Source organism: Paractinoplanes ferrugineus (assembly GCF_016862195.1).
GTDB lineage: Bacteria > Actinomycetota > Actinomycetes > Mycobacteriales > Micromonosporaceae > Actinoplanes > Actinoplanes ferrugineus.
Genome location: NZ_BOMM01000003.1, coordinates 262555 through 281348 on the forward strand (window position 1 = coordinate 262555; position 18794 = coordinate 281348).

General features: G+C 71.0%; 10 protein-coding genes and 1 pseudogene. 8 read left to right on the plus strand and 3 right to left on the minus strand.

Annotated features, from left to right (window positions below; genetic code table 11):
• The first annotated feature begins 54 nt into the window (after positions 1-54).
• Positions 55-1239: an acetyl-CoA C-acetyltransferase gene (locus Afe05nite_RS04035; protein WP_203815568.1), complete on the plus strand. Its 1185-nt coding sequence runs from the start codon at positions 55-57 to the stop codon at positions 1237-1239.
• A complete protein-coding gene (meaB, locus tag Afe05nite_RS04040; protein WP_203815569.1) occupies positions 1185-2183 on the plus strand; it encodes a methylmalonyl Co-A mutase-associated GTPase MeaB in 999 nt (332 codons plus the stop codon). Before Afe05nite_RS04035 ends, meaB begins: the two co-directional genes overlap by 55 nt.
• A gap of 10 nt (positions 2184-2193) precedes the next feature.
• Here meaB and Afe05nite_RS04045 read toward each other — a convergent pair whose 3' ends face one another.
• On the minus strand, positions 2194-2790 hold the full coding sequence (locus Afe05nite_RS04045) for a PadR family transcriptional regulator (RefSeq protein ID WP_239117534.1): 597 nt from the start codon (positions 2788-2790) through the stop codon (positions 2194-2196).
• A gap of 52 nt (positions 2791-2842) precedes the next feature.
• On the opposite strand from Afe05nite_RS04045, the gene Afe05nite_RS04050 reads away from it, so the two are divergent.
• The 4 genes and pseudogenes from Afe05nite_RS04050 to Afe05nite_RS04065 all read left to right on the plus strand — a co-directional run.
• Complete coding sequence (locus Afe05nite_RS04050) at positions 2843-4012, plus strand: FAD-dependent oxidoreductase (RefSeq protein WP_203815570.1); 1170 nt, start codon at positions 2843-2845, stop codon at positions 4010-4012.
• 46 nt (positions 4013-4058) lie between these two features.
• A complete protein-coding gene (gene icmA, locus Afe05nite_RS04055) occupies positions 4059-5732 on the plus strand; it encodes a coenzyme B12-dependent isobutyryl-CoA mutase large subunit (RefSeq protein ID WP_203815571.1) in 1674 nt (557 codons plus the stop codon).
• A gap of 153 nt (positions 5733-5885) precedes the next feature.
• Positions 5886-6848: a tetratricopeptide repeat protein gene (locus tag Afe05nite_RS04060; protein ID WP_203815572.1), complete on the plus strand. Its 963-nt coding sequence runs from the start codon at positions 5886-5888 to the stop codon at positions 6846-6848.
• A 12-nt stretch (positions 6849-6860) separates the two neighbouring features.
• Positions 6861-7982, plus strand: a pseudogene (locus Afe05nite_RS04065) (arginase family protein); the annotation flags it as partial.
• Positions 7983-10201: 2219 nt separating this feature from the next.
• On the opposite strand, the gene Afe05nite_RS04070 reads toward Afe05nite_RS04065, so the two are convergent.
• Complete coding sequence (locus Afe05nite_RS04070) at positions 10202-12130, minus strand: penicillin-binding transpeptidase domain-containing protein (RefSeq protein WP_203815573.1); 1929 nt, start codon at positions 12128-12130, stop codon at positions 10202-10204.
• Between the two features lie 214 nt (positions 12131-12344).
• On the opposite strand from Afe05nite_RS04070, the gene Afe05nite_RS04075 reads away from it, so the two are divergent.
• Positions 12345-17288, plus strand: a complete 4944-nt coding sequence (locus Afe05nite_RS04075) for an NAD-glutamate dehydrogenase (RefSeq protein WP_203815574.1) — start codon at positions 12345-12347, stop codon at positions 17286-17288.
• A gap of 23 nt (positions 17289-17311) precedes the next feature.
• Here Afe05nite_RS04075 and Afe05nite_RS04080 read toward each other — a convergent pair whose 3' ends face one another.
• A complete protein-coding gene (locus Afe05nite_RS04080) occupies positions 17312-18085 on the minus strand; it encodes an alpha/beta fold hydrolase (RefSeq protein WP_203815575.1) in 774 nt (257 codons plus the stop codon).
• A gap of 54 nt (positions 18086-18139) precedes the next feature.
• Here Afe05nite_RS04080 and Afe05nite_RS04085 point away from each other — a divergent pair, with 54 nt between their 5' ends.
• Complete coding sequence (locus Afe05nite_RS04085; RefSeq protein ID WP_203815576.1) at positions 18140-18766, plus strand: TetR/AcrR family transcriptional regulator C-terminal domain-containing protein; 627 nt, start codon at positions 18140-18142, stop codon at positions 18764-18766.
• Positions 18767-18794: the final 28 nt, after the last annotated feature.

The following is an 18794-nucleotide window of genomic DNA, read 5'->3' on the forward strand; positions in this document are numbered from 1 at the left end:
CCCACCTGAACCAACGTTCAGGTGGCAAACCGTTCAGGCTGCAAAGGAGCATCCGTGACCACCTCGGTGATCGTGAGTGGCGCCCGCACCCCGATGGGCCGGCTGCTGGGCAACCTCAAGAACCTGCCCGCCACCGAGCTCGGCGGCTACGCCATCGCGGCCGCCCTCGAGCGCGGCGGGGTCCGCCCCGATCAGGTGCAGTACGTGATCATGGGACAGGTTCTGCAGGCCGGTGCCGGTCAGATCACCGCCCGCCAGGCCGCCGTCAAGGCCGGCATCCCGATGACCACCCCGGCCGTCACGGTCAACAAGGTGTGTCTCTCCGGGCTCGACGCGATCGCCCTGGCCGATCAGCTGATCCGGGCCGGCGAGTTCGAGATCGTGGTGGCCGGCGGCATGGAGTCGATGACCAACGCCCCGCACCTGTTGCTCAACCAGCGGCAGGGCGCCAAGTTCGGCGACGTGCTGGTGCGCGACCACACCGCCTTCGACGGGCTCACCGACCCGTGGGACGGTATCTCGATGGGCGAGTCCACCGAGCACAGCGGGGCCGAGCTCGACATCAGTCGCGAGGAGCAGGACGAGTTCGCCGCGCGCAGCCACCAGCGGGCCGCCGTCGCGCAGAAGAACGGCCACTTCGCCGAGGAGATCGTCGCCGTGCCGGCCGGTGGCCGCGACGCCGACCTGGTGATCGACCTCGACGAGGGGGTCCGCCCCGACTCGACCGCCGAGTCCCTGAGCAAGCTGCGCCCCGCGTTCGCCAAGGGCGGCACGATCACCGCCGCCTCCTCGTCGCCGATCTCCGACGGTGCCGCCGCGGTCATCGTGATGAGCCGGGCCAAGGCCGAGGAGCTCGGCCTCACCTGGCTGGCCGAGATCGTCTCGCACGGCAACGTGGCCGGCCCCGACAACTCGCTGCAGTCCCAGCCGGCCAACGCCATCAAGCACGCGCTGGCCAAGGCCGGCCGGGGCGTCGAGGAGCTCGACCTGATCGAGATGAACGAGGCGTTCGCCCAGGTGGTCATCCAGTCGATGCGCGAGCTCGGGGTCGCTGACGACATCGTCAACGTCAACGGCGGCGCGATCGCCCTCGGTCACCCGATCGGCATGTCCGGCGCCCGTCTGGTGCTGACCCTGGCGCTGGAGCTCCAGCGCCGTGGCGGCGGCCTCGGCGCAGCGGGCCTGTGCGGCGGTGGCGGCCAGGGAGACGCCCTCCTGATCGAAGTTCCTTCCCCGTGAGGCGGGACGTCCCGACGCTGGTCGCCCGCGCTCGCGAGGGTGACGCGCGCTCGGTGGCCCGGCTGATCACGCTGGTGGAGAACGGCGACCCGGCACTGCCCGAGGTCGCCGCGACGCTGGCGCCCTACGCCGGGCGGGCCCAGGTGGTCGGCCTGACCGGGTCCCCCGGCGTGGGCAAGTCGACCACGACCAACGAGCTGGTCAAGGCCCTGCGCGCGACGGGCCGCCGGGTCGGGGTGCTCGCGGTCGACCCGTCCAGCCCGTTCACCGGCGGAGCCATCCTCGGCGACCGCGTCCGCATGCAGGAACACACCCTCGACCCGGGCGTCTACATCCGGTCCATGTCGAGCCGTGGCCAGCTCGGCGGGCTGTCCGCGGCGACGCCGCAGGCGGTGCGGGTGCTCGAGGGCGCCGGCTGCGAGGTGATCCTGGTCGAGACGGTCGGGGTCGGCCAGGCCGAGGTGGAGATCGCCACGCTCGCCGACACCACGCTGGTGCTTCTCGCGCCCGGCATGGGTGACGCGATCCAGGCGGTCAAGGCGGGCGTGCTCGAGATCGCCGACGTCTTCGTCATCAACAAGGCCGATCGGCCGGGCGCCGATGCCACTTACCGCGACATCCAGGGCATGCTCGGCCTGGGCGAGCGCCTGGCCGGTGACTGGCGGCCGCAGGTGGTGCGGGCCACCGCGGTGCGCGGCGAGGGCATCGACGACGTGGTCGCGGCCATCGAGAAGCACCGCGCCTGGCTGGAGTCCACCGGCAAGCTGACGGCCCGCCGGGAGCGGCGAGCGGCCGTCGAGGTCGAGGCGATCGCCTTGGGCGCGCTGCGGGCGCGCATCGGCGATCTCAAGCACGGTACGGCGTTGAGCACGCTCGCCACCGCGGTCGCCGCCGGCGAACTGGATCCGTACGCCGCGGCCGAGGAGCTCGTCAAGGGTCTCTGACCGGGCCGGGTCAGCCGAACTGGCTGAGGGTCTGGTCGATCATTTCGCGGTCCCAGGTCAGGGCGCCGCTGTCCAGATCGGCCACCAGTCGGCCCAGCCAGGCGAGCTCGGCGGTCAGCATGGCGGCCCGGAATTCGTCCTCGATCAGGAACAGCCGGGGCAGGCCGGGTGGCGCCTGCTCGTGGAGCGCGGTCAGCCGGTCCTGTTGCGCGGTGATGCGCCGGGACAGCAGTTCGCGGACCTGCGCGGGAGGCAGGACCGGGAGGAAGGCCAGCGCCGTCGGGAACTCGGGGAACTCCCGGGCCGGGGACGGCAGCATCTCGATCAGCCACCGGCGCATGGTCGCCGCGCCGTCCGGCGTGATCTCGTAGACGGTCCGCTCCGGCCGCCCGGCCTCCCGCGTGCTGCCCGCCGGGCGGGCCAGTCCGTCCCGCACCAGGCGGTCCAGGGCCTGGTAGACGCTGTTGCGCTGAGCCACGTTCACCAGTTGGTCCTGGCCGCGCTCGCGGATCGTGCGCTGCATTCGGTAGGGGTGCATCGGCGCTTCCATGAGCAGCGCCAGCAGGACCATGCCGAGGGTCGAGCGGCGCGGATTGTCCGATGTCACAGCTTCAGAGTACGGGTTGACGTTCCTTAGTCATGTTATGCATAGTCATGCCATGACTAAGATAGCGCTGATCGTCGGCGGCGGCATCGCCGGCACCGTCACCGCCCTCGCTCTGCACCGGGCCGGCTGGCAGCCCCGCCTCTTCGAGTCGCATCCCGCGGGAGCCGCCGACGAGCGCGGCGCCTTCCTGACCGTGGCCGTCAACGGCCTGACCGCCCTGCGTGCCCTCGACCTCGACCCGGCCCGGCTGCTCGCGGCCGGCTTCCCGACCCCGGAGATGGCCATGCACGGCGTCTCGGGCAAGAAGCTGGCGGTGCTTCCGCTCGGTGGGCCGGCCGCCGACGGCACGGTCACCACGACCATCCGCCGGGCCGATCTCTACCGGTCGCTGCACGAGGTCGCGGCCGAGCGGGGCATCCCGATCGAGTACGGCCGGCGCCTGACCGGCTACACCGAGACGTCCACCGGGGTGCAGGCGAGCTTCGACGACGGCTCGCTCGCCCGGGGCGACCTCCTGGTCGGCGCGGACGGTCTGCGATCCCGTACCCGGCAGATCCTGAATCCCGCCGGGCCCGAACCGACATTCCTCGGCCTGCTCAACGCCGGGGGGTTCAGCACCGCGCCGGTCGACGCCGAGCTGGACCGCACGCCCGGCCTGATGCACATGGCCTTCGGCCGCAAAGCGTTCTTCGGCTGGGTGCCGGCGCCGGACGGCTCGGTGTGGTGGTTCGCCAACCCGCCCAGCCCGACCGCCGCCCGCCCCGGCGACTTCACGCCCGAGTCCTGGCGGTCCTATCTGATCGAGCTGTTCCGCGACGACGAACTGCCGGCCGCCGCGATCATCCGGGCCACCGACGTGGCGATCGGCCCGTGGAACACCGACGACCTGCGCCGGGTTCCGGTGTGGCGGTCGGAACGGGTGGTGCTGGTCGGTGATGCCGCCCATGCCGTGGCTCCGTCGGCCGGCCAGGGCGCGGCGATGGCGATCGAGGACGCGGTCGTGCTCGGGCGCTGCCTCGCCGACGGCGGGGGACTCGCCGGTTACGAACGGATCCGCCGCCCGCGGGTGGAGAAAGTGGTGACGGCCGGCCGGCGCAGTGGCAGTGGCAAGACCGCCGGCCCGATCGGCTCGGTGGTCCGGGACGCGATGTTGCCGCTGGCCATGAAGATGCTCTATCGCAAGGGCAATCCGCAGGGGTGGATTCTCGACCACCGGTTGTGACAACTTAGCCTTAGGGATCGTTCAGGAAAGCCATTACGATGACGGCATGGACGCTGCCGACATCGACGCCGGACGGGAGCGCTGGCAACGGCGCTACGACGCCTCACGTAAGCGCGACGCCGACTTCACCACGCTCTCCGGAGCGCGTGTCGATCCGGTCTACGGGCCGCCTCAAGGCGCCGACTACCCGGGCTTCGAACGGATCGGCTGGCCCGGCGAGTTCCCCTACACGCGTGGGCTCTATCCGACCGGCTACCGCGGGCGCACCTGGACGATCCGGCAGTTCGCCGGCTTCGGCAACGCGCAGCAGACCAACGAGCGCTACAAGATGATCCTGGCCGCCGGCGGTGGCGGACTCAGCGTGGCGTTCGACATGCCGACGCTGATGGGCCGCGACTCCGACGACCCGCAGTCGCTGGGCGAGGTGGGCCACTGCGGGGTGGCGATCGACTCGGCCGCCGACATGGACGTGCTCTTCGACGGCATCAGCCTGCAGGACGTCACGACCAGCATGACGATCTCCGGGCCGGCCGTCCCGGTCTTCGTGATGTACCTGGTGGCCGCCGAGCGGCAGGGCGCCGACCTCAGCAAGCTCGACGGCACGCTGCAGACCGACATCTTCAAGGAGTACATCGCGCAGAAGGAGTGGCTCTTCGAGCCGGAGCCGCACCTGCGCCTGATCGGCGACCTGATGGAATATTGCGCGCGCGAGATCCCCAAATACAAACCGCTCTCGGTCAGCGGCTACCACATCCGCGAGGCGGGCTCGACCGCCGCGCAGGAACTGGCCTACACGCTTGCCGACGGCTTCGGCTACGTCGAGTTGGGGCTCTCGCGCGGGCTCGACGTCAACCAGTTCGCGCCCGGCCTGAGCTTCTTCTTCGACTCGCACATCGACTTCTTCGAGGAGATCGCCAAGTTCCGGGCGGCCCGGCGCATCTGGGCCCGGCACCTGCGCGACGACTACGGCGCCACCAGCGAGAAGGCGCTGTGGCTCAAGTTCCACACGCAGACCGCCGGGGTCAGCCTCACCGCCCAGCAGCCGGTCAACAACGTGGTGCGGACCGCCGTCGAGGCGCTGGCCGCGGTGCTCGGCGGCACCAACTCGCTGCACACCAACGCGCTCGACGAGACGCTCGCGCTGCCCACCGACGAGTCGGCCGAGATCGCGCTGCGCACCCAGCAGGTGCTGATGGAGGAGACGGGCGTGGTCAACGTGGCCGACCCGCTCGGCGGTTCCTGGTTCGTCGAGGAACTGACCGACCGCATCGAGGCCGAGGCGGAGGAGATCTTCGCGCGCATCCGCGAGCTGGGTCACGACGGCAGCATCACGGCCGGCATCCTGCGCGGCATCGAGGACGGCTGGTTCACCGGGAACATCGCCGAGGCCGCGTTCGTCTACCAGCAGGCGCTCGAGAAGAACGAGAAGCGGATCGTCGGGGTCAACGCGCACACCGGCACCGTGGCGAAGGGGCTGGAAATTCTCCGCGTCTCGCACGAGGTCGAGGTGGTGCAGCGGCGCGAGCTGGGCGAGCGGCGGGCCACCCGCGATGCCGTACGCGTCAAGGCCGCCCTCGATCGCATGGTGGCCGCGGCCCGGAGCAGCGAGAACATGATCCCGCACATGCTCGAGGCGGCGCGCGCGGAAGCGACTCTCGGGGAGATCTGCGGGGTGTTGAAACAGGAGTGGGGCATCTACCGCGAGCCGGCCCGCTTCTGATCGACAAACCGGACGAAATGCGCACGCGGCCCGGCGATATTGCGCAACGGCCCGGATAAGCCGAGTATCGGCGGCACGTGTGGTTGTGACGTCCGATATCGGCCGCCCCGCGGCACGCCGAACCGCCTTGTCAGCGTGCGAGACTAGGTAACCATGAGCGACCCACGGACCACTCCGTCGATCTTCACCCGCGGCGCGGTCGATCTCAGCGCGCTGCGCGCCCCGGCCCCCTCCGCGGCACCGAGCCGCCCGGCCCCGGACAACGCTTCCGCCGGGCCCTCCTCGGGAGCCTCCGGCGGGGCCGACAGCGGTGCCCCGGGCACGCCGAGCTTCCCGGGCGGCGGCGCTGAAACGATCATCGCGGTCACCGAGGCCAACTTCCAGACAGCCGTCCTCGAGCGTTCCCTGACGACCCCGGTCATCCTCGACTTCTGGGCCGACTGGTGCGAGCCGTGCAAGCAGCTCTCGCCGGTGCTCGAACGGCTCGCCGAAGCCGGCGGTGGCTCCTGGGTGCTCGGCAAGATCGATGTGGACGCCAACCCGCGGCTCGCCCAGGCACTGCGCGTGCAGGGCATCCCGATGGTGGTCGCGGTGGTCGGCGGCCAGCTGGTCGAAGGCTTCACCGGCGTGCTCCCCGAGCACCAGGTCAAGCAATATGTCGACGCTGTCCTCAAGGCCGGTGGCATCTCCGTCGAGACGCCCGCCGACCCGCGCATCGACGCCGCCGACGACGCCCTCATGGTGGGCGACCTCGACGTGGCCGAACAGGCGTACAAGAAGATCCTCGCCGAGACGCCCAACGACGCCGCCGCCGAGTCCGGCCTCGCCCAGGTCGCCCTCTACCGCCGGGTGAGCGACGCCGACCCGGCCGCCGTCGCCGCCAAAGCCGCGGCCGACCCCGACGACCTCGACGCGCAGCGGCTCGCCGCCGACTTCGAGGTGCTCAGCGGTGCGGCCGACAAGGCCTACACGCGGCTGGTCGCCCTCATCAAACGCACCGCCGGCGACGACCGCGACGCCGTACGCAAGCATCTGTTGTCGCTGTTCAGCGTGGCCGGGCCGGACGACCCGGCGGTGGCCGGCGCCCGTCGCGCCCTGGCCAGCGCACTCTTCTAGACGGGAGGCTCCGTGCGCCGCATCGCAGTCCTCGACGCACCGTCCAATCTCGGTCTGCGCCCGCCGACCGCGACCTCGGTGCCGGGCTGCGCCAAGGCGCCCGGAGCCCTCCGCGACCACGGCCTGCTCACCCGGCTGCACGCCCGCGACGCCGGCTGCCTGACCCCGCCCCGCTACGACCCGGGCGACTGGCGGCCGGGCGACGGGGTGGCGCACGCCGAACAGATCGCCGCCTATTCCCGAGCGCTTGCCGACCGCATCGGCGCCATCCTCGACGCCGGTGAGTTCCCGGTGATCCTCGGCGGCGACTGCTCCATCCTGCTCGGCTCGGGCCTGGCCATGCACCGCCTCGGCGAAGCTGTCGGCGGCCGCATCGGCCTGGTCTTCGTGGACGGCCACTCCGACTTCCGGCACCCCGGCAACGCGTCCTACGTGGGTGCCGCCGCCGGTGAGGACCTGGCCCTGGTCACCGGCCGAGGCCAGGCCGACCTCGCCTCCATCGAGGGCCGCCGGCCCTACTTCCGCGACATCGACGTGGTCGTGCTCGGCCTGCGCGCCCAGGACGAATACCGCCTGGACCTGCAGGCCGCCGGCATCGTCACCCGCCCGGTCCCGGCCCTGCGCGCCGAGGGCGCCGCCCGCAGCGCCCAGTGGGCCCGCGACCAACTCGTCGACTGCGCCGGCTACTGGCTGCACGTCGACGTCGACGTGCTCGACCCCGCCGTCATGCCGGCCGTCGACGCCCCGTCCCCGGGCGGCATCGCCTTCCCCGAACTGGAAATCCTCCTGGCCGGCCTGGTCGAATCCCCCCACTGCCTGGGCGTCGAGATCACCGTCTTCGACCCCGACTACGACCCCGACGGCACCTACGCCGAAGAAATCACCAACGCCGTAGCAGCCGGCCTCGCCGCCGCCCGCACGGTAACCCCCCGCCCCGACCTGATCGCCGCCCGAGCCGACCTCTCCAGCCCGCCCCACGCCCGCCCCACCCCAGCCGCCGCGCCGGCCGTCGCTCTGCCGGCTGTCGCTTCACCGGCTGTCGCTTCGCCGGCTGTCGCTCTGCCGGCTGTCGCTCCGGCGGAGCCGGATTCGGTTGAGGCCGCTTCGGTTGAGGCCGCTTCGGCTCGCGGTGGATCCGGGCTTGGTGCTTCGGCCGCTGGTCTCGGCACCCCCGCCGCGGGTTTCGGTGCTTCGACCGTCGGTCTTGGCGCTTCGACCGTCGGTTTTGGCGCCTCGGGTGGCGGCCTTGGCGCCTCGAGCGGTGGTGGGTCAGGTCTTAGCCCCTCGGGCGCCGTTGAGCTGGGTCTTGCTGCTCCGGGCGCAGGCCTCGGCGCTCCGGTCGTTGCTGGGGCCGGCGTCGACGCCTTGGCCGCTGGCGGATCCGGGCCGGACCCTCAGACCGAGGAGGCCGCGCCGAGCGCCGATGAGCACGCTTCGTCTGCGGTTGACCACTCAGGCGATGAGTTCCCGGAGCCGCGGTCCGGCTCAGGTCTCGTCGCCGATGAGGTGCCGGCGCAACGGCGTTCGAGTCCGAGGGCCGCGCTCGACGGCCTCCCTCGACTACGCCCCGGTCTCGGCGGTCCGCCTGGCTCGGGTCGGTCCGGTTCGGGTCCGCTCGGCTCGGGCCCGTCCGGTTCGAGTCCGTCCGGTTCGGGTTCGGGTGCGGCAGCGGATGAGGTGCCGGCGCAGCGGCGCTCGGGTCTGGGCGCTGCTCTCGGCGATCTGTCCGCCCGGCGTGCCGGTCTTGGCGCTCGTCTCGGCGATCAGCGCGGGGCACGCGCGGACTTGGGCGATGAGCCGGCGCCCCGGTTGAGATCGAGTGCTGCGCTTGACGATGAGTTCGGTTCGCGCCCCGGGCTGGGTGCTTCGCTTGACGATTTGCCGGGCCGTTCCGGAGCTCGTGCCGGCTTGGCCAGGCCCTCCCGGGCCGACGCTGACCGGCCCGGCTTCGGCGGGCCTCGCTCCGCCCTCCTCGGACCGGTCCCGCTCCCGGCCGGCACGGAGGACGCTGCCGAATCGGATCCGCCTCCGACATCCTCCTTCAACCCGCTCGCCGCGGCACTGGCCGCCTCCAAGACGTCGCCACCGGCCACCGACTCGGTGCCGGTACCGGGGCCGTTGGAATCCACCCCGGCGGAATCCGCCCAAGAAGCTGAGCTGACCGATAGCCGGCCCGCCCCCGAGCGGGACGTCGCAGCGCCGGAGGCCGTCGCGCAGCACGCCGATCCGGACGCCCTCGAGCAGAGCGACGCCGATCCAGATGCCGGCGTGGGGGACGAGGCCGACCAAAACGACGCTGAGCTGGCCGCCTTCGCGTCGGACGGCGCCGGACCGGGCACCGCTGAGCTGGACGCTTTCGCGTCGGACGGCGCCGGATCGGGCACCGCTGAGCTGGACGCTTTCGCGTCGGACGGCGCCGGGCCGGGCACCGCTGAGCTGGACGAGGCCGGGCAGGGCGATGTCTCCGTGGAGGCTGCCGTTACAGACGATGCCGCCGTGGACGCTGCCGATGCGGGTGACGCTGAGCCGGGTGCGGCTGAGCAGGGCGACGCTGAGTGGGGTGGCCCTTCGGCGGGCGACGAAGACTTGGGTGGCAATGAGAACGGCGACGTCGAGCTAGCCGCCGCTGAGTCACCCGGCTCGCAGTGGAGTGCGGTGGCGCCCGGCGACTCGGGGCCGCTGGATGCCGACCTCGGTGACGCCGCGCGTGGGGAAGCCGCGCCGGATGACATTGCGCCGGCTGACGTGACGCCGGAAAGCACGGCACCGGAAGACGCAGTGCGGGCTGACGTAGCGCTGGAGGACGCGGCGCTGGAAGACGTAGCGCCGGAAGACTCGGCGCTGGGTGGCGTGGAGGTGGGGGACGCTGCTGAGGCGGCCCGGGTAGGGGACCTCGGCGGGGAGGGCGCGAGCGATTCGTCCGCTGAAGTGCCGATTGTCGCTGATGGGGCGGACGGGGCGCGCGCTGAGGCTGCGGCGGATGGGGCGCGCGCTGAGGCTGCGGCGGACGGGGCGCGCGCTGAGGCTGCGGCGGGGGAGCCGGAAGATGGCGGGGGGCCGGTCCGGATGGGGTCGCGGCCGCTGGGGCAGGCGCCTCTGCTTGATTCGGATCCGCTGCCCGCTACTCGGCCGGGGATGCTGCGGCCGCGCTCCGGCGAGGACTGGGCAGCTGGGGAGCGGGCAGCTGGGGAGCGGGCAGCTGGGGAACGGGCGGCTGGGGAACGGGCGGCTGGGGAACGGGCGGCTGGGGAGCGGGCCGTCGGCGACCGGGCGGGCGCCGACGGGTTCTCGCTGCCGGTTCAGCGGCCGGTCTTTGACGTGGGAGCTGGGTCGTCGGCCGATCTCGCCTGAGGCTATTTGCTCAGCGTGTTCAGGAAGTTCGCGACGATCGGGACGGCCGCTTCGGAGCCGGCGCCGCCCTTCTGGACCATTACGGCGAACGCGACGTCGCCCTGGTAGCCGATGAACCACGAGTGGGTGTCCTTGCTCGACTCGTCGAACTCGGCGGTGCCGGTCTTGCCGAACACCGGGCCACCCTTGACGCCCTTCAGCGCGGTGCCGGTGCCGTCGGTCACGACCTCGCGCATCATCGACTTCAGGGCGGCGACGGCGTCGGCGTCCAGCGGGGGGCCGTCCGCGACGGCCTTGGCGGGGGCCGGGTCGAGGACCACCTTGGGCTGCTTGAACTGGCCGCAGGCGACGGCCGCGGCGACGGACGCCATGGCGACCGGGCTGACCGCGGTGGCGCCCTGGCCGAACGTGGCGGCGGCCAGTTCGGTGGGGCTGCCGGCGGGGGAGATCTTGCCGCTGAACGCGTCGACGCCGATGTCCCACTGGCCGCCCAGGCCGAGGGCGGTGGCGGCGTCGTTCAGGCCGGCCGCGCCGAGCTTCGCGGACAGGTTGACGAACGCGGTGTTGCACGACTTCGCGTAGTCCTCGTGGAACGGCACCTTGCCGAGCACTTCGCCACCGGAGTTCTTGAACTCGCGGCCGTCGACGGCGATCGTCTTGGGGCAGTCGACCGGGGTGTCGGCGGTGACGGCCTTCTTCTGGAGCAGGCCGTACGCGGAGACGGTCTTGAATGTCGATCCGGGCGGGACCTGGCCGGTCAGGGCGGTGTTGACGCTGCCGCCGTCGGGGCCGTTCCCGACCGCGAGCACCGTGCCGTCACTGACCTTGATGGCGACCAGGGAGCTCGGCTGCTTCTGGGTGGCGAGGGCGGCGTCGGCGGCGTTCTGGGTGGCGGCATCGATGCTGATCTTGATCGGCTTGCCGTCGACCGGCTTGGTGCTGAACAGCTGCGAGTCGCTGACCTTACCGTCGGCGGCCTCCCGGGCGATCACCACGGAGATCCCGGACGTGCCGCGCAGCGTGGTGTCGTACCGCTGCTGGATGCCACCGTGCCCGACGACGTCGCCGCGGGCGACCGAGTCGGGGTTGGCGTCGATGTCCTCGCGGGTGGCCACGTCGGCGGTGCCGAGCAGCGCGCGGGCGAAGACCCGGCTCGGGGCGAGCGGCTTCTGGCCCTCGTTGAAGACGGCGCCCTGGAACGTGCGTACCTTGTTGCGGATCTTGTCGTAGTCCGGTCGGCGCAGCGTGACCAGTTCGACGAACGCGTCCTTGTTGGCGTTCTTCACCCGGTCGGCCAGGTTCGTCATGTCGACCGCGACCTTGATGCTCTTGAACTGGGTGTCGAGGTCCTTCTGCAGCTGGGCCAGGTCGGTGACCCGCTGCGGTTCGATCCCGATCGTCACCACCTCACGCGCCGTCACCAGCGGTTTGCCGGCCGCGTCGAGGATGTCGGCGCGTTTCGACGAGACCCGGCGGACCCGCAGTTTGTCGCCGGTGGCGAGTTCGCTCTGCACGATCGCCGGTTCCCACACCACCCGCCAGCCCTTGCTGCCCTGCTTGGTCAGGCGGACTTTGCTGTTGTAGGACCAGGGGGCGCCGCCGGGCAGCGTCCAGTCCAGCTTGACCTCGGCCGATGCGATGTCGCCAGTGGTCTTGGGCGCACCGACGGTGGTCAGCACGAGCGACTGCTTGGCCAGGTCGCCGGAGAGCTCCTGGAGTTGGGTCACGACGTCGTTGGCGGCGACCTTGCCGCCGTCCGCTGTCACGAACCCGACAGAGCTCAGGTTGCCACTACGCCAGCCCGCGAGGAAGGACTTGAGTGTGTCGTCCGGTCCGTCCTTGGAGCAGGCTGCTGTACCGCCCGCAACCAGTGCCAGCGCGGCCGCGATCGCGACCGGTCGGTAACGGGTCAGTTGCCGGCGGTGGGGCATGGGGCACCTCTTTCTGGGTACGCCGTGGGGCGACGCTACGGAACGGTAACTAAAGACCGCTCGTCATGTGGACCCGGCAGGGGTGACGTGGGGCGAATTCGGCTCGGTTCGGCCCCAACCCACCACGGGTGTGATCCGGGCGCGTTGTGTCAGCCGTAGGCTGTGGGCGACACGTTCGAACCCACAGTGTCGTGGGTGAGGGGAGCGCCTGGCCATGTCTGTCGCCGACGAGGCTGCGACGGAGTCCGATCCGATCGCCGACTCGATGGATCTATCCCAAGGACCCGGGCTGGCCCTCACCGGCCGCCTCGGCGCGTCCGAGGACGGTGAGATCGACGAGCCGATGCCGAACAGCGAGCACCTGGTCGCCCAAGCCGTCGAGGTGGCCGGCTCCGACCATGCGACGGCGTCGCTGGTCGGCCGGTTCTGGCGGTTCGCGCCCGACGAGGAACTGGTCGGGCTCGACGCGAGTGAGATGTTCGACGCCGCCGTGGCGCACCGCGAGCTGGCCGCCGAGCGGCTGCCGGGCGAGCTGAAGCTGGCGATCACGCCGCCGACCGGCCAGGAGTGCCACACGGTCGTGCAGATCGTCACCGACGACATGCCGTTCCTGGTCGATTCCGTGGTCTCCCTCCTCACCGCTCATCAACTCCAGGTGCATCTCATGGTGCACCCGTTGATCGTGGTGCGCCGGGAACCGCTGGGTGCGATGGCCGAGCTGTGCGCCGACGTGGAACCGGACGACGCGATCGACGGCGATCTGGTGGAGAGCTGGATCCGGATCGAGATCGACCCGGTTCGCCGCGAGGAGGCTCGCGAGCAGCTGCACAACGAGGTTCGCCGGGTGTTGACCGATGTGCGCGAGGCGGTCGAGGACTGGCCGCGGATGCGTCAGCGGGCCCTGGTGATCGCCGACGAGCTGGCCGCGGCGCGGGGCTCGGAAGCCAAGCTGCCGGTGCCGGACAAGGACGTCACGGACACCACTGAGCTGCTCAAGTGGCTGGCCGCCGACCACTTCACGTTCCTCGGCTACCGGGAATACCGGCTGGCCGGCGACATCCTGAAGGCGGTCGACGGTTCCGGGCTGGGCATTCTGCGGGGCGACTCGACTCCGCGCCGGCTGTCGTCGATGACGCCCGAGGCCTACCAGCGCTCGCTCGAGAAACGACTGCTGGTGATCACCAAGGCCAACTCGCGGGCGACGGTGCACCGCTCGGCCTACCTCGACTACATCGGCGTGAAGACGTTCAACGACCGCGGCGAGGTGATCGGCGAGCGCCGGTTCCTCGGACTTTTCTCCAGTTCGGCCTATCGCACCAGCGTGCGCGAGCTGCCGGTGGTCAAGCGCAAGGTGATGGAGGTGATGGACCGCTCGGGCCTGTCCCCGCGCGGCCACTCCGGCAAGGACCTGCTGCAGATCCTCGAGACCTACCCGCGCGACGAGCTCTTCCAGATCAAGACGGACGACCTCTACGAGGCCGTGATCGGCGTGCTGCGCATGGCGGGCCGTCGTCAGCTGCGGCTTTTCCTGCGCCGGGACGGGTACGGCCGGTTCATCTCCTGCCTCATCTACCTGCCGCGTGACCGCTTCACCACCGGTAACCGCCTGCTCATGCAGGAGATCCTGCTCCGTGAGCTGAACGGCATCGGCGTCGACTACACGACCCGGGTGACCGAGCGGATGCTGGCCCGGGTGCATTTCATCGTGCGCACCGACCCGTCCGACCCGCCCGGCCAGGTCGACCCCAACAGCCTCGCCGAGATGCTCGCCGACGCGACCCGCATGTGGGACGACGACTTCTCCCTGGTGCTGGAGCGCAAGCTCGGCGAGGAGCCGGCCCGGGACCTGTTCGGCCGCTACGCGACGGCCTACCCGGACAGCTACAAGGACGGCCACACGCCGTACGAGGGCATGCAGGATCTCGCCAAGCTGGAGCTGCTCGAGGAGCGCGGCCAGCTGGAGATGCACCTCTACCGCAAACGGCACCCGGGCAAGGGCGGCGAACCCGAGCCCGACGACCACGACGTGCGGTTCAAGGTCTACCGGTACGGCGAGCCGATGATGCTCTCGGCCGTCCTGCCGGTGCTGCACTCGCTCGGCGTCCAGGTGGTCGACGAGCGGCCGTACGAGATCCGCCGCGCCGACGGCACCGTCTACCTGTACGACTTCGGGCTGCTCCCGCCGGCCGCGCACCGCGAGCTGGCCGAGGTGCGGCCGCAGGTGGAGAACGCGTTCGCGGCCGCCTGGCGGGGCGAGGCCGAGGTCGACGGGTTCAACGAGCTGGTGCTGCGGGCCGGGCTCACCTGGCGCCAGGTGGTGGTGCTCCGCGCGTACGCCAAATATCAGCGCCAAGCCGGCGGGGTCTTCTCGCAGCGTTACATCGAGTCGACTTTCATCGCCTACCCGGAGCTGGCCCGCCTGCTGGTCACGCTGTTCGAGACCCGTTTCTCGCCCCAGGTTCTGGGCGGCACGACGGAGCGCGGCCGGCTCGCTACCGAGCTGGTCGAGAAGATCACCGAGCTGCTGGACGGGGTGGACAGCCTCGACCAGGACCGCATCCTGCGCTCCTACCTGACGCTGATCCAGGCGACCTTGCGCACCAGCTTCTTCCAGCGCGGCGCCGACGGCCGGCCGAAGTCCTACGTGGCCTTCAAGCTCGACCCGCAGGCCATTCCCGACCTGCCGCAGCCGAGGCCGAAGTACGAGATCTTCGTCTACTCGCCCCGGTTCGAGGGCGTGCACCTGCGCTTCGGCGCGGTCGCCCGGGGCGGCCTGCGCTGGTCGGACCGGCGCGAGGACTTCCGCACCGAGATCCTCGGCCTGGTCAAGGCGCAGATGGTGAAGAACGCCGTGATCGTGCCGGTGGGCGCCAAGGGCGGTTTCGTGCTCAAGCAGAAGCCGGGAGACCGCGACGAGGCGGTCGAGTGCTACCAGCAGTTCATCACCGCCCTGCTCGACGTCACCGACAACATCCACGCCGGCAAGATCATCCCGCCGCGGGACGTGGTGCGCCACGACCACGACGACCCCTACCTGGTGGTCGCGGCCGACAAGGGCACGGCGACGTTCTCCGACATCGCCAACGCGATCTCGGTGGGCAAGGAGTTCTGGCTCGGCGACGCGTTCGCCAGCGGCGGCTCGGCCGGCTACGACCACAAGAAGATGGGCATCACCGCGCGCGGGGCGTGGGAGTCGGTCAAGAAGCACTTCCGCGACCTGGGCGTCGACACCCAGACCGAGGACTTCACGGTGGTCGGTGTCGGCGACATGAGCGGCGACGTCTTCGGCAACGGGATGCTGCTGTCACGGCACATCCGGCTGGTGGCGGCGTTCGACCACCGGCACATCTTCCTCGATCCGGAGCCCGACGCCGCGGCCTCGTTCGCCGAACGCAAGCGGCTGTTCGACCTTCCGCGGTCCTCGTGGGACGACTACTCCCGCGAGCTGATCAGTCCCGGCGGCGGGGTCTATCCGCGGACCGCCAAGTCGATTCCGGTGACTCCCGAGGTGCGGGCCGCGCTCGACCTCGGCGAGGCGGTCACGATCAGCCCGGTCGACCTGATGCGGGCCATCCTGCGGGCCCCGGTCGACCTGCTGTTCAACGGTGGCATCGGGACCTATGTCAAGGCGGTCGGCGAGACGCACGCCGACGTCGGCGACAAGACCAACGACGCGATCCGCGTCAACGGGTCGCAGCTGCGGGTCAAGGTGGTCGGCGAGGGCGGCAACCTCGGCCTCACCCAGCGCGGGCGCATCGAGTTCGCGCTCACCGGCGGCCGCATCTACACCGACTTCATCGACAACACGGCCGGTGTCGACTGCTCCGACCACGAGGTCAACATCAAGATTTTGCTCGGCGGCGCGGTCACCGAGGGCGAGATGACGCTGCCCGAGCGGGACGAGCTGCTGGCCCAGATGACCGACGAGGTCGCGGCGCTGGTGCTGCGCGACAACTACGAGCAGGCGATGGCGCTCGGCAACGCCCGGGCGCAGGCCCACTCGCTGCTGCCGGTGCACCGGCGCATGCTCGACGACCTCGAAGCGAGCGGTCAGCTCAACCGGGAGCTGGAGGCGTTGCCGTCCGACGCCGAACTGGCCACCCGCTACGAGAACGGCGAGGGCCTGACCGCACCCGAGTTCGCGGTCCTGCTCTCGTACGTCAAGATCTCGCTCGAACGCGACGTGCTCGCCGACGAACTGGTCGACGAGGCTTGGACCAACGACGTACTGGCCCGCTATTTCCCGACGCCGCTGCGCGAGCGCTTCGCCGGCCGGATGGCCGGCCACCGGCTGCGCCGCGAGATCATTTCCACGTCGCTGGTCAACGAGGTGGTCAACCGCGGCGGTACGTCGTTCGTCTACCGGGCGATGGAGGAGAGCGGTGCGTCCGCGGCCGACGTCATCCGGGCGTACGTGGTGGTCCGTGAGGCCTACGGTCTGCCCGAGATCTGGGCCGACGCCGAGGCCCTCGACAACCGTGTGCCGACGTCCGCGCAGACGCTCGTCTTCCTGGAGTCGCGCCGGCTGCTCGACCGGGCGGTCCGCTGGCTGGTGAGCACCCGCCGCTCGCCGCTCGACGTGGCCGGCGAGATCGCCAAGCTCCGGCCCGGCGTCCGGGCCCAGCTGCCGGAGCTGCACTCGGTGCTGATCGGGGCCGAGCGGCGGTCGATGGACGAACACGTCGCCACCCTGGTCAACAAGGACGTGCCGATGGACCTGGCGGAGCGGGTCACCTGGTGCAACTACGGTTTCGGCCTGCTCGACATCCTCACCGCGAGCGCGGTGACCGACCGCGACCCGACCGAGGTGGCCCAGGTCTACTTCGTCCTGTCCGAGCGGTTCCAATTCGACCTGCTGCTGTCGCACATCTCGAAGCTGCCGCGCGGCGACCGCTGGGAGACCCTGGCCCGGATGGCGTTGCGTTACGACCTGTACGCCGCGCTGGCCGCCCTCACCATCGAGGTGCTCAAGTCGACGCCGTCCGAACTGCCGGCGCCCGACCGGGTCTCGCAGTGGGAGCACGAGAACGCGGCCTCGATCGCGCGGGCGTCCAACGCGATGGGCAACGTGCACGACACGCCCGCCGAGTTGGCCGCCCTCTCGGTGTTGCTGCGCCAGATCCGCACGATGGTGAAGACCTCGTCAGCGGTCGGCTGATTCTTTCGGGCCGGCTCGGTGCATCACGCATCGGGCCGGCTCGGTGGATCACCTGACTCCAGTGACTCGGCGAACTCGGCGATCGCCTCGGCCAGTTTCGCCGGGGCCGAGCGTTCGGCGGTGTGTCCCTCGCCGGGCAGCGTGACCCGGCGAGCCCGGGGCAGCACCGCCTGGAGGGCGTCGAGGCGGTCGAGGAGGTGTCGCGGGCTGCGCTCGCCCGCGATCAGCAGCACCGGGACGTCGATCGTCCGGTAGACGTCGAGGCGGTTGCCCAGCTCGTCGATCGCGTCGTTGTCGTCGAGTTGGCGCTCGATGAGCGGCGCGATGGTGCGGTTGCGGTTGATCGTGAACCGGGCCAGCGCGAATATCGGATTCCACAGGCCGGCGATCTCGCGCATGAAGATCGCCCAGGCGTCGCCGGGTCGGCCGGCGGCGAGGGCGGCGCGGGCCCGGACGACCCGGTCGCCACCGAGCGGGCGGTCGATCACCACCGGTGGCTCGTAGAGGACCGCAGCCGTGTAGCGGCCCGGGTCGGCCACGAGAGCCTCGAGGGCGAGGACCGCGCCGGACGAGTGGCCGACAATTATCGACCGCTCCACCACGGTGTTCGTCTCGGCCACCTCGTCGGCCATCGTCACCTTGCGGGGCATGTCCAGGCGGTATTGCCGCCGGTGCACCCGGATCGTGCGGAAGCGGCCGCGCAGCCGTTCGGTCACCTTCCGCCAGCTCGACAGGTCGCCCATGCCGCCGTGCACGACCAGGATGGGGCGCCCGCTGCCCTCGTCCGCGATCTCCATCTCGCCTCCTTAGCACTGCTAAGGAGGCGAATTTAGCACTGCTAAGGTGGGGCCGTGAAGGGCTTGTCGCGAGAAGTGCTGATCGAGGCCGGGTTGCGCCTGCTGGACGAGGTCGGCCTCGACGGGCTGAGCGTCCGCCGGCTCGCCACCGAACTGGGCGTGCAGTCCCCGGCGCTCTACTGGCACGTCAAGACGAAGCAGGAACTCCTCGACGGGATGGCCTCGGCGGTCATCACGTCGGCCGGGATGGGTCCGCCGCGGGACGGCGAGAGTTGGCCCGACTGGATTCGGCGGCGGGCTCGGGCGTACCGGAAGAGTCTGCTCTCGCACCGGGACGGCGCCCGCCTGGTCACCTCGGCCCGGCGGGCGCCGGGGGCGCTCGCCGGCTTCGAGCAGGAGCTGGCCGCGATGGTCCGGATCGGGTTTCCGGCCGCGCTCGCCTTGCGCACGATCATGACGGTCGGCGACTACACGAACGGTTTCGTGCTCCAGGAGCAGGCCCGGATCGGGCCGCCGAGTGCGGCCGAGGTGGAACTGCTGGCGACGTTGCCGACGCTGAGCGAGGCGTTCCGCTCCGGCGGATATCGCGAGCCCGACGAGGTGTTCGAGCACGGATTGAACGTGCTGGTGGCAGGGACGGCGGCGGTGCTGGGAGCTGTACCCCAGGGGGGTATACAGTAGGACCCGTGCCCCAGGTGATCGAACTCGA